Annotated in this window: 12 protein-coding genes; 7 read left to right on the top strand and 5 right to left on the bottom strand. The window is 40.3% G+C overall.

The annotated features are described in order from the left end of the window. Positions 1 to 10: 10 nt before the first annotated feature. The 4 genes from AAW12_RS06225 to AAW12_RS06210 are packed head-to-tail and all read left to right on the top strand — an operon-like array spanning position 11 to position 3,330. Complete coding sequence (locus tag AAW12_RS06225) at positions 11 to 718, top strand: MotA/TolQ/ExbB proton channel family protein (RefSeq protein WP_046672749.1); 708 nt, start codon at positions 11 to 13, stop codon at positions 716 to 718. Next, positions 718 to 1,128: an ExbD/TolR family protein gene (locus tag AAW12_RS06220; protein WP_046672748.1), complete on the top strand. Its 411-nt coding sequence runs from the start codon at positions 718 to 720 to the stop codon at positions 1,126 to 1,128. The genes AAW12_RS06225 and AAW12_RS06220 overlap by 1 nt, the downstream gene beginning before the upstream one ends. A gap of 58 nt (positions 1,129 to 1,186) precedes the next feature. Next, positions 1,187 to 2,014: an energy transducer TonB gene (locus AAW12_RS06215; protein ID WP_046672747.1), complete on the top strand. Its 828-nt coding sequence runs from the start codon at positions 1,187 to 1,189 to the stop codon at positions 2,012 to 2,014. A gap of 11 nt (positions 2,015 to 2,025) precedes the next feature. Then, positions 2,026 to 3,330: a bifunctional folylpolyglutamate synthase/dihydrofolate synthase gene (locus AAW12_RS06210; protein WP_046672746.1), complete on the top strand. Its 1,305-nt coding sequence runs from the start codon at positions 2,026 to 2,028 to the stop codon at positions 3,328 to 3,330. 113 nt (positions 3,331 to 3,443) lie between these two features. On the opposite strand, the gene AAW12_RS06205 is transcribed toward AAW12_RS06210, so the two are convergent. Both AAW12_RS06205 and AAW12_RS06200 read right to left on the bottom strand, forming a co-directional pair. Continuing rightward, complete coding sequence (locus AAW12_RS06205) at positions 3,444 to 4,463, bottom strand: asparaginase (protein WP_046672745.1); 1,020 nt, start codon at positions 4,461 to 4,463, stop codon at positions 3,444 to 3,446. Positions 4,464 to 4,475: 12 nt separating this feature from the next. Further along, the gene (locus AAW12_RS06200; protein WP_046672744.1) at positions 4,476 to 5,243 is read right to left on the bottom strand and encodes a TatD family hydrolase; all 768 of its coding nucleotides are present in this window, start codon (positions 5,241 to 5,243) and stop codon (positions 4,476 to 4,478) included. A 363-nt stretch (positions 5,244 to 5,606) separates the two neighbouring features. Between AAW12_RS06200 and AAW12_RS06195 the strand changes: the two genes are divergently transcribed. From AAW12_RS06195 to AAW12_RS06185, 3 genes are read left to right on the top strand one after another with little or no spacing between them, the layout of a single operon-like run. After that, entirely contained in the window at positions 5,607 to 7,001 is a 1,395-nt protein-coding gene (locus AAW12_RS06195; RefSeq protein WP_231585215.1) for a TolC family protein, read from the top strand. A 1-nt stretch (position 7,002) separates the two neighbouring features. Then, positions 7,003 to 7,959 (top strand): HlyD family secretion protein, encoded by a 957-nt coding sequence (locus AAW12_RS06190; protein ID WP_046672743.1) that lies wholly within the window; start codon positions 7,003 to 7,005, stop codon positions 7,957 to 7,959. Between the two features lie 11 nt (positions 7,960 to 7,970). Further along, positions 7,971 to 9,143 (top strand): ABC transporter permease, encoded by a 1,173-nt coding sequence (locus AAW12_RS06185; RefSeq protein ID WP_046672742.1) that lies wholly within the window; start codon positions 7,971 to 7,973, stop codon positions 9,141 to 9,143. 79 nt (positions 9,144 to 9,222) lie between these two features. Here AAW12_RS06185 and AAW12_RS06180 read toward each other — a convergent pair whose 3' ends face one another. The 3 genes from AAW12_RS06180 to AAW12_RS06170 all read right to left on the bottom strand — a co-directional run bounded on the left by AAW12_RS06180 (position 9,223) and on the right by AAW12_RS06170 (position 14,037). Further along, on the bottom strand, positions 9,223 to 10,245 hold the full coding sequence (locus AAW12_RS06180; RefSeq protein ID WP_046672741.1) for an FKBP-type peptidyl-prolyl cis-trans isomerase: 1,023 nt from the start codon (positions 10,243 to 10,245) through the stop codon (positions 9,223 to 9,225). Positions 10,246 to 10,268: 23 nt separating this feature from the next. Then, positions 10,269 to 11,279, bottom strand: a complete 1,011-nt coding sequence (locus AAW12_RS06175; RefSeq protein ID WP_046672740.1) for a DHH family phosphoesterase — start codon at positions 11,277 to 11,279, stop codon at positions 10,269 to 10,271. Positions 11,280 to 11,397: 118 nt separating this feature from the next. Then, positions 11,398 to 14,037, bottom strand: a complete 2,640-nt coding sequence (locus AAW12_RS06170; protein WP_046672739.1) for a hypothetical protein — start codon at positions 14,035 to 14,037, stop codon at positions 11,398 to 11,400. Between the last annotated feature and the right edge of the window lie 213 nt (positions 14,038 to 14,250).

Here is a 14,250-nt window from a genome sequence, read left to right as displayed (position 1 = left end):
ATTAATAATTATGTCATTAGTACAAGATACAGCACGGGCTGCTGTGGATTCGTTTAATCAAGCTGCACAACAACCATTACCTGCTGCTGCGCCTACAGAAAACATGAGTTTGATCGATATGATGATCAAAGGGGGATGGATTATGGTTCCAATCCTATTGTTGTTCTTTATTGGATTGGTTATCTTTTTTGAGCGTTATTTGACGATTCGTCGTGCTGCAAAATATGACAACAGCTTAATGTCGCAAGTAAAGGCAAATGTGTTGTCCGGGAATCTGGATTCGGCATTAGCTGTAGTTCGTTCAAGTAACTCAGCTTTGGGACGTATGTTGCAAAAAGGCTTGTTGCGTGTCGGCAGACCGATCAAAGATATTGAAGGAGCGATCGAAAACGTGGGTAAATTGGAAGTTGCCAAGTTAGAAAAGAACATCAATATTTTGGGTATTATTGCTGGTATTGCCCCTATGCTTGGTTTCGTAGGTACGATCTTTGGAGTAATTAAGATTTTCCACGACGTGGAATTAGCTGGTGGTATTGATATTGCTTCTGTATCTGGGGGACTATATGTAAAAATGGTATCGTCTGCATCAGGTCTTGCGGTGGGTATCTTAGCTTATTTGGGCTACCATATCCTGAATATGATGGTGGAACGATTGATTTTACGGATGGAAACGGATGCAGTAGAATTTATTGATTTATTGGATGAACCCGGAAGATAATGAACTTACGAAGTAGAAAAAATAAACCATCTGCGGAAGTACATACTTCAGCGCTGAATGACATCATGTTTTTCCTGATGTTATTCTTCCTGTTGGCTTCTGCAGTTTCTAATCCGCAAGTGGTGAAGCTATTGTTACCAAAGTCAAGTGCGGGAGAACAATCTGTTGCTAAAAAGACCGTCACGGTATCGATTACAAAAGATTTGGGCTATTTTATTGATAAAACACCCGTTCCAATTGAAGGATTGGAGGCTGCAATTCAATCCCAAATGGCTGCAGGCGAGGAAGTGACAATTATGCTCTATGTCGATAATACGGTTCCCATTCAAAATGTTATTTCTGTTATGGATGTAGCGAATCGATTGAAGATTAAAGTGGTATTGGCAACAGAACCCAAAAAAGATAAGTAAGAATAATTAAACTTTTTGAAAGTTTATTGTTCATATGTTAATATAGGAGATTAATGCGATGAGATATCATCTTCAACATGAAGAAAATAATTTCCCCAAAGCGTTGGGGATATCGACTCTAGTCATGGCATCGTTGCTCTTGATTGGTTTTTTTGTTGTTTTTAAGGCACAGGCTCCAGATGAATATGGAATGGGGGGAATGATCGTTAATTATGGAACATCACCCGAAGGTATGGGGGATGACTATATGAGCGTTGAGGAACCTTCTGTAGATCCCAATGCGAATAATGAACGCCCAGACCGTATCGATCCTGTCGAAACACCTACCCCAACTCCAACGCAGCAAGTTGCGGAGAAGGCAGTCGCTACCCAGGATCTGGAAGATGCTCCTGCGGTAACAAAAACTGAAAAAAAGGTAGTATCAAAGGCGCCTGAAACCACCAAAGAAGTGAAAGAAGTGGCTCCTCAGGCAAATGCTAAAGCACTTTTTAAAGGGAATAAAAACAATGGTAAAGGAGCTGGTGATGGTACAGGGACAACACCTGGAAATCAGGGGTCCAAACTAGGTGATCCTTTAGCAAGTAATTATGGCGAAGGGGGATCTGGAAACGGTAACATGATGTTGTCCATCGAAAATCGAAGCTTTACACAACGACCAAGTATCGACGATAATGGACAGCAAGCAGGAAAGGTTGCTGTGGAGTTTAGAGTCAATAAGCAAGGGGTTATCACCTATGCGCGTGCTGGTGTAAAAGGAACGACGATCACCGATCCATCGTTATTGGAGAAATGTGAGCGCGCTGTACGTGGCGCTAGGCTAAACCAATTGCCGAATGCTCCCGACTCACAGACGGGACGGATTGTGTTCAATTTTAGATTAAGATAAAAATCATTCACATGAATGCTTATAATGAGGCAATCGAGTATCTGTATACTCGATTGCCTATGTTTACAAGGGATGGCGCCTCTGCCTTCAAAAAAGACCTTGACAATACCATCAAACTTTGCGCTGCTTTGGACAACCCACAGCGAAAATTCAAAACGTTACATATTGCTGGCACAAACGGAAAGGGATCTACCTCCCATATGTTGGCCGCTATTTTGGCCGAAGCAGGCTATAAGACCGGCCTCTATACTTCACCACATTTACTGGATTTCAGAGAACGTATTCGTGTCAATGGACAGTTATGTGAGCAAGAATTTGTTGTCGATTTTGTCAATACCCATCGCGAACTGATAGAAGAAGTCAGTCCATCCTTTTTCGAAATTACTGTAGCCATGGCTTTTGATTATTTCGAGAAGAATAAGGTTGATATCGCTGTCATTGAAGTCGGCCTTGGCGGGCGTTTGGATAGCACCAATATTATTCAGCCTTTGCTGTCCGTAATTACCAATATCGGTTTTGATCACATGAATCTTCTCGGTAATACACTGGCAGAAATTGCTGCGGAGAAGGCGGGAATTATCAAAAGAGATACACCTGTCGTTATTTCGGAATATGCCGAAGAAACGGCTGCTGTGTTTGTGGGTAAAGCAGCAATCGAGCATGCACCGATACAATTCGCTTCTGACAAGTATGAGACCAAGATGCTGGCCGTCGATCAAGATTATTTAACAGTGCAGGCTATTGATCCTAACGGTCATCAAGCAACATATCAGCTCGATCTTAAAGGCTCTTATCAGGTGAAAAATCTTGCCGGCGTGTTATTAGCTGTGGATGAGTTGCGTCAACTGGGCTTTGAGATCAGTGATCAACATATTCATCACGCGCTGAAAAACGTGCAAGCAAGTACAGGAATTCAAGGACGGTGGCAACAATTGTCTAAGGATCCATTTATCATCTGCGATACAGGGCATAACGAGGACGGAATTCATGAAGTGCTCAAAAATTTGGCGACAACAGTTTATGATAAATTGCACTTTGTGATAGGGGCAATGCGTGATAAGGATTTATCCCATATGTTGCCTTATCTACCGAAGGATGCAATCTATTATTTCTCCGCTCCGGATATGCCGCGTGCAATGCCAGCGGATGAGTTGCGGAAAGAAGCTTTGGAATTTGGTCTAGTTGGACTCGATTATCCATCCGTGGAAGCCGCGTTTGATGCAGCAAAAGAGGCGTATCAGCAAGGTAACCTAATTTTTGTTGGCGGAAGCAATTTTGTTGTTGCGGAAGTGCTGGCTAGTTTGACGCACGAATAGGAATATCACCTTTTCTCGCAAATAAATCTGCGGGAGGAATTCATAGAAATTGATCATAAAAAGGGAGCTACATGACGTGCAGCTCCCTTTTTATACTTTTGTACCGTTGGTCATTAGTCATTGATTGTCAATTCACCACGAATATCCTTTTCAATCCAATAAGCGACTTCTTTTTGATCTTCTAACTCACCTTGAAGATACATCAATTTGGTTACTGCCGCTTCAAATGTAAGGTCGTAGCCATTGAGCACGCCGATAGATTTAAGTCCTTGTGAAGTCTCATAACGACCTAATTCAACAGACCCTACTTTACATTGTGAAATGTTGAGGATATTTTTACCTTGTTCAATGGCTTCCTTCAATAGATCCAGAAACCAAGTGTCGGTGGTTGTATTGCCCGATCCGAATGTTTCCATAACTATGGAGCGGACATCGGAATCCAGGACTGCTTTGATAGTTTGCGCAGAGATTCCCGGAAATAATTTTAATACAGCTACCCTGTTGTCCAGTTTGGTATGTAGGATAAATTCTTTATCAATATTATTTAATAAAGCATCTGTATTGTATTTGAGGTGAATACCGGCTTCGACCAATACGGGGTAGTTTGGCGATCTAAAGGCCTCAAATTTGGCCGAATTATATTTAAATGAGCGATTGCCGCGGAATAATTTATTGTCGAAAAGAATACATACCTCTTGGATAATGGAGATGCCATCCTGCTTCGCCGAAGCGATTTCCAACGCTGTCATCATATTTTCCCTGGCGTCCGTTCGGATCTCACCGATAGGTAGCTGAGAGCCGGATAAAATGACCGGTTTTTGGAGTCCTTCCAACATAAAGCTCAGTACGGAGGCCGTAAAAGCCATTGTATCGGAACCATGTAGAATAACAAAACCGTCGTAATTCGCATAGTTATCCTTAATAATTTGTGCCATTTCAATCCATATTTCAGGCTTCATGTTGGATGAATCGATTATAGGTTCGAAAGAGTGCACGGTCAGCTTATAGTCTAAGCGACTTAAATCAGGGAGATTACGTTTGATCAATTCAAAGTCGAAAGGAACGAATGTTCCTGTTTCATCTTTAACCATTCCAATGGTCCCACCTGTGTAGATAATAAAGATATTATGCATTGAGTTTTGAAATTATATACCAAATATACGTTTTGAATTTTCTGTTGTGATTTCGGCTACCTTCTCGACGGAAATCTGATGCAGGTCAGCTACTTTTTGAGCGACGTAAACCAAATAGCTGCTCTCATTTTCTTTACCGCGGAAAGGGACAGGTGCCAGATAGGGTGCATCGGTCTCAAGAACGATATGCTTCAAGTCTATTTCTTTAACCACTTGATCTAAGCCCGCTTTTTTAAAGGTAACGACCCCGCCAATACCAAGGGCGAACCCTAAATCGATCGCCTGATGGGCCTGCTCCAGGCTGCCCGTAAAGCAGTGCAGAACGCCAAATAGTCTGTCGTCGTGGAGTTCTTCCAATAATTCGAACAATTCAGTAAAGGCTTCCCGGCAATGGATATCGATTGGTAGATTTAATTCTTTAGCCCATTGAACCTGAGTTCGAAAGGCGTCTTTTTGAATTTCAAGCGTGCTTTTATCCCAATAAAGATCCAGCCCGATCTCACCTATGGCATGGACTTTGTTTGTTTCCAAGCTCTTTCGGATGGTTTCTAACTCTTCCACATAGTTTTCCTTTACGTCGCAGGGATGTAATCCAAGCATGGGAAAACAATGGTCTGGATAAGCTGCTACGGTATCAAATACAGGTTTTATGGAAGCGCTATTCACATTCGGCAAAAAAAGGCGTTGTATGCCATTATCAAAGCAACGTTGTAGATGTTCTTGCAGTTTTTCGGTTCCTGCATGGTAATAAATGTGTGTATGTGTATCTGTAAGCAACATAGTTTTCTGCGTGGAAGCAGTGGGTTAGGGTAAAAACTTGTTTTTATTATTATCGAATAAAGTGGTAGACTTAATTACCAAAATTTCAATTCGATCTCCAAAGATAACTTATTAATTAGCAAAAATGAAAATTAATACAGGATTCCTTCGATTGAGATGAATTCCTTTTTCGTATCTTGGAAAACGCCATTAGGAGGAGGACCGCCCCTTCATGCCATGAGGACAGTAGTAACGATTATTATTGCCCCTTGGAAAGATAGGTCGTAATAAAAAGAGTCAGAAGTCAAACATACCGTAAGATTTACTGTTAAACAGATAAAAGAGGCGGTTGTTGTCCTATTTTTATAAGAATAAATGAATCATATGATGAATAAGAGGTTATGCCTGGGTTTGTTGACTTTGGCGTCGGTTATGTTTATAAACAAACTACATGCGCAATCATTGATTGACCCATCGGTAAAAGACATTATTCAAAAAGCCTTTCAGACAAATAAAGAATTGAAATTGAAGGCTTACGAAGTCGATAAAGCACGTCTGGAAGCTGATGGTGTTAAAGCAAATCGGTTGCCGCACGTCTCCGCACTCGGGCTATACGGTTATGTACATAGCAATGGGAGTATTGATATTCCCACAGTTAATATTCCTTTGTTGAACCTAGGTCTGTTTGAAGGAGCAACAGGATTTAGTATGCATGGGCAAGCTGCTTATGCGGGAGTGTCTGTAAAGCAGATTATCTTTTCCGGATTACAGATTCCGAATGGAATAAAAGCATTGCAGGAGAAAGCTGCGGCTCAACAATATTTAGAATCGGCCAGTCGAGAGACACTCTCAAAGGATATTATAGCATCTTTTGATCAGTTGATGCTGTTGGATGAGGTGGATAAATTAATTGTAGATTCTGAAAAGCGATTAAAGAAAGAGCAGGAAAAGGTGAATAAAGCAATTCAAAATGGACTTGCGATACCTTATGATCGAGATAAATTGAAATTGGCATTACTGGAATTGGAAGAGAAAAAGGTAGAGCTTTCTGGCAATCGGGATTTGTTGTGCCAAAAGATCGAACAAGAAACAGGCGTGTCTTTTCAGGAGGTTGGTGGAATTCATTATGGACTTAAACCTATATTTTTGTCAGAGCTACCACGTGATGTCGAACAAAGATCCGAATTGAAAGCACTAGATGCTTCTTCAAAAGCGTATGAATATCTGTATAAAAAAGAGAAGGGGGGAGCTCTTCCTGCTGTCTTTGCCTTTGGATCTGCAAACTATCTGAATGTCTTCAATTCCAAACTCACGGTGAAAGACCAACCGCTGTTTGGTACAGTCAACTTGCCACTTAATTCCATCAAGGGAAGTCCAAATGTCATGGTCGGCGTAGGGGTTAAATGGGATCTCTATACTGGTGGGGAACATCACAATAAGATTAAGCAAGTCAAACTCGATCAACATATCAATACAACCAAGCGGGAAGATACGCAGGAAAAGTTAAATCTATTATTGAGCAAGAATACAGTCACCTATACGACTGGCAACCAAAAGTTGAAAGTGGGGGAACAGCAGTTGAAAGTTGCCGAAAATAACCTTTCTATGGCTGTTAAACAGTATCAAGCCGGCTTAATAGATGTTACGGAGTTATTGGCTGCTGAAAACGATTGGTACAAAGTTAATTTGGGTTATTTTAACAATGTATTGCAGCAACGTACTGCTGCGGTCGAATTACTACATACATCAGGAAAATTATTACAAACTATACATGAGTAACATGAAGAATTTATATGGGATATTATCGCTGTTTATTTTTGTTTCTTGTACAAATCAAGTGAAAGAGAAGCCTATTGAAGGTAAGGTGGAGCGTGAGCAAGTGACGGTCGTGACAAAGGTCCCGGGAAAAATTGCGAAGCTTCTGGTTGAAGAAGGGGACTTTGTGCATGCGGGTGATACCTTGGCTATTTTGAGTATTCCCGAAGTGGATGCTAAAGAAGAACAGGCAAAAGGGGCACTACAGTCTGCTGATGCACAATATAACATGGCAGTCCGGGGCGCTACAAAAGGACAACTCGTGCAATTGCAAGCGAAGGTAGATGGACTTAAGGAACAATATGAATTTGCGAAAAAATCTATAGGTCGGTTGGATGCCCTTCTGCAGGACAGTCTTATTCCACAACAAAAGTACGACGAGACCTACGCCAAATATCAGGGAGCCAAAAATCAATATCTTGCAGCACAGGCTGAATTAGCTGAAGCAAGGGGTGGGGCTAGACAGGAACAGCAGATTATGGCCTTGGGGCAAAAGGAACGTGCACTTGGAGCGATCTCTGAAGTCAATGTTGCTGCGCAGGAGAAATATGTCATTGCTCCACAGGACATGAGTGTGGAGACGATTAATCTGAAAGTCGGTGAATTGGCGATGGCTGGTTATCCCATTATAAATGGTTTCCTCGATCGATCGACCTATTTTAGATTTACATTGCCCGAAAATAAAATGGGAAAACTTCAAAAAGGAGAGGCCGTGGAAGTAGAAATCCCTTACTTGAATCATAAAAAGGTTAAAGCGAAGGTGATTAGTATTAAAGCCTTAAATTCGTATGCAAGCATCGCCTCAGCTTATCCTGATTTCGATCCGCAACAGGCTGTATTTGAATTGAAGGTTATCCCTGAAGATGCTGCCGGTAGCAAAGATTTGTTAACAAAAACGCTTGTGGTTCTCCATGCGAATTAAAGAGCTTAACTGTGAAAAAATTTTTAGAATTGATCCAACGGGAGTTTAAGCTCTTCTTCAATAATAAAGTGCTATTGATGCTTTTTCTGGGGGCACCTGTATTATACGGTGTCTTGGTGGGGCACGTTTATCAACAAGGTAAGGTAACGCAGATGCCGATCGTTGTGGTTGATGAGGATAATAGCCCCTTAAGCAGTTCATTTATTGATATGCTTTCCGATAATGAGAGTATTGACGTTGCCCGTGTATTACCGTCCTTATTTGATTCAAAAGATATTGCCATGCAATATGAGGCAACAACGATTGTGCATATTCCCAAGGGTTTTGCATCTGGAGTACAACAGGGACGTTTGCCCGAAATGACTGTTTTCGTAGATGGTGCCAATACATTGACCTCCAATACCGCCATGATGGCTGTTAATGTTTGTGCCTCGACGTTGAAAGCGGGCATACAGATTCAGGCGCAAATGAAACGTGGTGTTCCCGCAAAGATTGCTGCACAGCAGTACGAACCTTTTAAGACAACTTTTGTTAAGCAAAATATCCGAAGTGGAAATTACCTGTATTTTATGCTGCCGGGAGTGCTAATTACCGTGCTGCAGCAGGTCTTGCTCTTAGGTTTGGCTTTGTCTTTTTCCTCCGAATTTGAAAGTAATACATTTCCAGAACTTGTACGTAAAATCGGTAATCCGATTGGACTTATTCTTGTTAAGATATTACCTTATGTTTTGATGTCTGTTGGTATTCTGGTTTTATATTGGGGTTTTGGTCAGTATTACCGTATGCCTTTACAGGCCGAATTTGGTCGCTTTGTCCTGTGTACTTTTGTCTTTTTGCTCGCCGTATGTTTTATCGGTGTACTCGTCAGTATTGTACTGCCTTCGCAGTTGAAATCGACTGAAGTGCTTATGGTCATTGCGACGCCAGCATTTATTTTGAGTGGCTTTACCTGGCCGTCGAGTCTAATGCCAGGATGGGTACAGGCAATAGCAAATGTAATACCATCGACCCATTATCTACGAATTTTTAGGTTAATGTTTATTCAGCATGCTGAAAATTACCATACCGATAAGGCCCTGATCGCATTAACCATCATCATGATCATCAGTTTTATATTGGCCGTAGTAATACTGTGGCTAAAAATACGGAAGATCAAAAAAGAAGATAAAAAGGTTAACGCATAACCAATAAAAACAGGAATAACAAAAAAGCGGTTTCATCAAAATGAAACCGCTTTTTTGTTAACTGAAATTTACAGTCAAATTATTTTTTTGCTGCTGGAGCTTTCGTTGCAGGAGCTGTTGCCGCTGGAGCAGTAGTTCCAGTAGGCGCTACCATGCCTGGAGTTGTTGCTGTAGGAGCAGGAACTTTTCCAGGTTTAATATCCAATACTTCTACTTCAAATACTAAAGGAGCATATGGAGGGATAACACCTGAAGGGCGATCGCCATAAGCCAAAGATGAAGGAATGACTAAAGTTGCTTTTGTACCTTTGTTAAACAGTTGGAAAGCTTCAGTCCATCCTGGGATCACACCATCAACACCTAATTGGAACTTTAATGCCTCATAAGGACGTTGAGGATTGAAAACTTTCTCTTTTTTAGCTACATCTGGAAGGTTTGTATCAAATACTTTTCCTGTAGTTAATGAACCTACATAGTTCACATGAATAGAATCACCTACTTTTGCATTTGTTCCTGTTCCAGGTTTCGTGATTACGTATTGAAGACCTGAAGCTGTTTTTGTTGTTTTTAAGTTTTTATCCTTGATGTATTTTTCAAGTTTAGCTGGTTCAGCAGCTTTGTGTTTGTTCAATTCTTCTTCAAAATATTTCTGAACTTGTTCGCCCAATTGTTGGTCAGTTAATTTTCCTTTTTTGAAGTGTTTTTTGACTTTGATCGAATAAACAATGAATTTATCTGCAAACTCTGGTTTTGGTTGGTGTGTTTTAGCAGCCATAGAATCCAAGTTAATTTTGAATACCAAGCTATCGCCTTCACCTACGTATTTGAATAGACCAGTAGGGTCACCTGGATTTTTTGCGATGATACTATCTGGATATAATTGAACGATTTGAGGGACTCCCATGTCATACGTACTTTGCATTGTAGAATCTCTGTCCGTTTTCACAACCATGTCGAGTGCTAATAAATCGCCTGATACTGCTTTTTCTTTTGCATTATCGTCTACGATTTTATACTCAAGACCACCTTCAGCCTTTTTGAATTTTTGGCATGACGTCATCAAAAGACCGGCAGCCGCGAAAAATAGAATTGCTTTCTTCATTTTCTAATGTATGTTACGATATCTTATTTTGTTAATATTTCTTTATAATTTGGTAAAACCGATTTGAATTTTGCAATCACTGCTTCGAGGCTTTCTTTCGAATTACCGCCTGAAGCGTTAAGATGCCCACCCCCATTGAAATACAATTTACAGATCTCATTGCAAGGAACTTCTCCAATCGAACGCAAAGATAGTTTAATTTGTTCATTTCTGTCAATAATTAAAGCAGCCAATCGAATTCCTTTGATCGAAAGTGCATAATTGACCAATCCTTCGGTATCGCCGGTGATAACTTCAAACTGCGTGAGATCCGCTTTGGTGACATGGATAATAGCGGTGTTATATTCATGGATAACCTCTAGACGATTCAGTAGACAGAACCCTAAGAATTTCAGGCGGCTTTCAGACGAACTATTATAAATCTCTTCGTGAATAGCCCAGTTTTGTGCGCCGCAATCAATGAGTGATGCAATGATGCGGTGAATTTCAGCAGTGGTCGAACGGAAGCGGAAAGAGCCCGTATCGGTCATAATACCGGTATATAGGCATGTCGCCATGTCTGCACTGATATGGTCTGGATCTTGCATCTCATGGACCAAGAAGCGATAGATCAATTGTGCAGTCGCTGCTGCAGATGGATCCCAAAATGCGTAGTCTTCAAAGCCTTCCGGATCTAAATGGTGATCAATCATGCATTTGATTCCCTTCGCTTGACGAATAGGTTCACCCATTTCGTGAATACGGGCAAGACCATTGAAATCCAAGCAGAAAATTAATTCAGCTGCGTCAATCTGTTGATTGTGCAGGTCAATATCCTGCGTATAAATTTGTACATTTTCCAAGCCAGGTAGCCAATCCAAAAAAGCTGGAAAGTCTGATGGTACAATGAGATTTACCTGGTGTCCTTTCGAGGTCAACCAAAAATACAATCCTAAAGATGAACCCAAAGCGTCCCCATCTGGTTTGTAGTGCGTTGTAATTACAATACGTTTTGGTTCAGCCAATAACTCTTTTAATTCTTCCGATTTCAGCATAGTCATATTAAGTCTGCAAACCTACTATAAAAAAATTAGATTAGACAAATTTTTTATAAAGATCTTTTTGCATCTTATCGCGTTTGGTGTTGATTTTAAAAAATTGATTTTCAGGTTTTTAAAACTTATATACATAGATCTTGAAATCACGCTTCATGCAGATTAAATAATTGGCATTGTCGCCATAGTTAATCGGTCCATAATAGAATTTTGAAAAACCTTCTACAGGGAATCCTTCCTGAACCAGGCCATCAGATCCGAAGACATAAATCATGCGATTGTCGGTTCCTACGCCTATGATGTCAGATTTACCTATTCGTTTAAAAAACAACGGTCTGTTACTGGCCTCTTCGATGAATTTATATTCAAAGTAGGAAGAAGAGTCTCTTGAACTATAGGCATTCAGTTTGTTGTTGGCTAGAATAACAAAGTCCCTGTCTGCTCCACCGCTAATATCTTCAAAATTAAAGAATGCATCTTTGCCCCAGTCTCCCAGTTTTATTTTTTTGGTTTCGCCCTCGAAAGGAATTTTGAATACACTACCTTTATTGTTTGCCAAGTAAATGAAGGAGTTCTTTTCATCCGACGCCGCAACTAAACCAATTGGATTTTTAACACTTTCCCCATCGGTATCCAATGTTTTTTTATGGATGACCTTACCATTTTGATCAAAGAAATAGACGGAAGCAGTGCTTGTACCAGCAATAATATAATTGGTCTGTCCCAGGCTGGTTGTTTTTAAATCGAATAAAATTCGCCCGTCCACACTATTATTTTCAAAGCCCTCCACTTTTTTGCCTTCGAGGGTATAGGCAAGAATGCGGTCTGTTGCCGGAATATAAATACGTTGTTCTTTATTGAAGGTGGCGATTGTAGCCCCATAAGTTGCCGAGTATGGCAATTCAACTGAAAAACCGGTTCGGTTTTTACCATCTGGCATAAAACGATATAAGCGGTTTTTTGTAACGGCGACAATACTGAGATCCTGTAACTGAATTGGCTCGCCCAAAATTTCACCTTGGAAGAGGTTCTGCCAAAGTTCTTTTCCATCTGGCGAAAATGCATGTACCGTATGATCTTGTTCTTGAATCAGGATAAACTTATTCTTCCCATCTTGATCGAAAATCCAAGGTTTATTGATAAGTCGGTTCTCCAGTTGAGCTGTCCATTCTGGTTTGCCCCCTAGTCTCGTATCACTCTTAAAGAGTGCATATAAACTGGACGAAAATGTGCCTTGGTTGCCACTTAGCTGATAGGACCATGAATAGAAATTTTGAAAGCCATATTCATCCTCATCTTTAAAGTTCTTTGCAAAATCAGCTTTTAAGTTATCCAGAATATTGCTTTTACCAGCTTTAGGTTCTAAATAGAACGTTATGTTACTGCGGCTGTTCTGCAATGCTGCATGATTTTTGAAAATTGCAGTACCCGAAAGAAATTGCTTTTCCCGGAAAGATTCACGATAATCTCGCAAGATACCTGTTCGGCTAGCAACAACCATGATATTGTCTACAATAGTGAAATAGGGTCGGGTAAAGCTATTGAAAGGTTCTCCAAATAACGCATGTAAAAGATTCGAATATTTAAATTGATAGATCGAATCCCCTACAGCAGTACTGAATTTCTTAAGATTATCGGCAAATTGTGTGGAATCCGAAATGCTAATCAAACCAATCGCATCCTGATTGTCCAGCTCCGCGAGTGCAAATTCATCGTTGAAAATTGGCGCAATAATACTGTCAAATGATACTTTGCTATCCTCTTCAAAGTTTTTTATACTTTTCGTCAATCGAGCGTCTTCTTTTTGTTGTACTAACAATGCTTTTAATCCGCTGCGGAAACTATGGGGATCAGAGATACTAAAGTCTATATAAGATGCTGCATTTTTAGGGAGATAGTTCCCCAGAGCTTGCACTTGAGCCGTCTGTGTGGCAAATAACTGTAAGTAGCTATTTTTGCTCGGCGCGAGATCTGTTTCACCCTTAAAGATAAAAGCATCCTTTTTGAAATTCATGTTCCAGGACGTTTGGCCCTTCAGCGAATCGATCAGGTTGAGATAGGTACCAAATTTGGATTTCATCAATATTCGAGCAATTTGCGAGAGTTGCTCATTGAAAAAATAGAGACTAAGCGGTGTGTTTTTATTATTATGGTTTACGAAGAACTCGATTTGTTTGGCACTTATTTTCTTAATCTGTTTATCAAAGATCTGGGAAAGCACCTGCTTAGAGTAGCTGGCGAAAATGATTTCGTGAGAATAGGCACAATAAAGTGTACTATCCTTAATACCTTGATTAAGCCCATAAAATCGTTGGCCTAAGGTGTCAAAGGGTTGTATCTTGTAGTTTTTACCGACGTTTCCAAGCAATGTTGCCAGCGCGTTATTATCAATGCTTTGACCAACCTGGACGCTATATAGTGGAGTAATCTGATCTTTTTCCTGGTGAAAAGACAGTAATATTTGCTGCCCCGCTACAAGAGGTGCTAACTGTTCGCTACGTAATAATTCGTCCTTAAGACGTTCCAAATTACTGAAATTGCGTTGGCCAATAATAGCTTTAAAGAGCTCATAGTCGTTAAAGATCGTATCTACCGTCTGATCATTGGCAAAGGAGGCAATGGCTAATGTATTTTCAGGAAGATATTGTAAAGCTTTAGAATCTTGTTTATTGTTTTTATTGAAGTCTCCAAAAAGATAGATCGTGGCCGCGATGACCGCGATGAATAATATAACAGTGATGATGATTGTTTTTTTCATCCTTTTTATTTTTTTCAATGCCTGATAACAACTCGAATAAATCGTCACTAACCCGCTGGTCGATACGATTAAAAATGCAGTTTTAGCAGAACAACTATTTATGAGGTACTCATTTTCTTGTCAGCAGATAAGTACACTAAACTTGTTTTTTAAATGGTGATGAAGTTATCATGCGGCAAATGTTTAGCAAGGATATACAAATCTTGAACCTCG

The organism is Sphingobacterium sp. Ag1 (assembly GCF_000988325.1).
Classification (GTDB): Bacteria; Bacteroidota; Bacteroidia; order Sphingobacteriales; family Sphingobacteriaceae; genus Sphingobacterium.
This window is presented reverse-complemented; position numbering and strand designations above follow the sequence as displayed.

Bases quoted from the DNA above. Each gene is read 5' to 3' on its own strand.
- AAW12_RS06225 (WP_046672749.1), top strand. From the start codon at position 11: ATGTCATTAGTACAAGATACAGCACGGGCTGCTGTGGATTCGTTTAAT.
- AAW12_RS06220 (WP_046672748.1), top strand. From the start codon at position 718: ATGAACTTACGAAGTAGAAAAAATAAACCATCTGCGGAAGTACATACT.
- AAW12_RS06215 (WP_046672747.1), top strand. From the start codon at position 1,187: ATGAGATATCATCTTCAACATGAAGAAAATAATTTCCCCAAAGCGTTG.
- AAW12_RS06210 (WP_046672746.1), top strand. From the start codon at position 2,026: ATGAATGCTTATAATGAGGCAATCGAGTATCTGTATACTCGATTGCCT.
- AAW12_RS06205 (WP_046672745.1), bottom strand. From the start codon at position 4,463: ATGCATAATATCTTTATTATCTACACAGGTGGGACCATTGGAATGGTT.
- AAW12_RS06200 (WP_046672744.1), bottom strand. From the start codon at position 5,243: ATGTTGCTTACAGATACACATACACACATTTATTACCATGCAGGAACC.
- AAW12_RS06195 (WP_231585215.1), top strand. From the start codon at position 5,607: ATGATGAATAAGAGGTTATGCCTGGGTTTGTTGACTTTGGCGTCGGTT.
- AAW12_RS06190 (WP_046672743.1), top strand. From the start codon at position 7,003: ATGAAGAATTTATATGGGATATTATCGCTGTTTATTTTTGTTTCTTGT.
- AAW12_RS06180 (WP_046672741.1), bottom strand. From the start codon at position 10,245: ATGAAGAAAGCAATTCTATTTTTCGCGGCTGCCGGTCTTTTGATGACG.
- AAW12_RS06175 (WP_046672740.1), bottom strand. From the start codon at position 11,279: ATGCTGAAATCGGAAGAATTAAAAGAGTTATTGGCTGAACCAAAACGT.
- AAW12_RS06170 (WP_046672739.1), bottom strand. From the start codon at position 14,037: ATGAAAAAAACAATCATCATCACTGTTATATTATTCATCGCGGTCATC.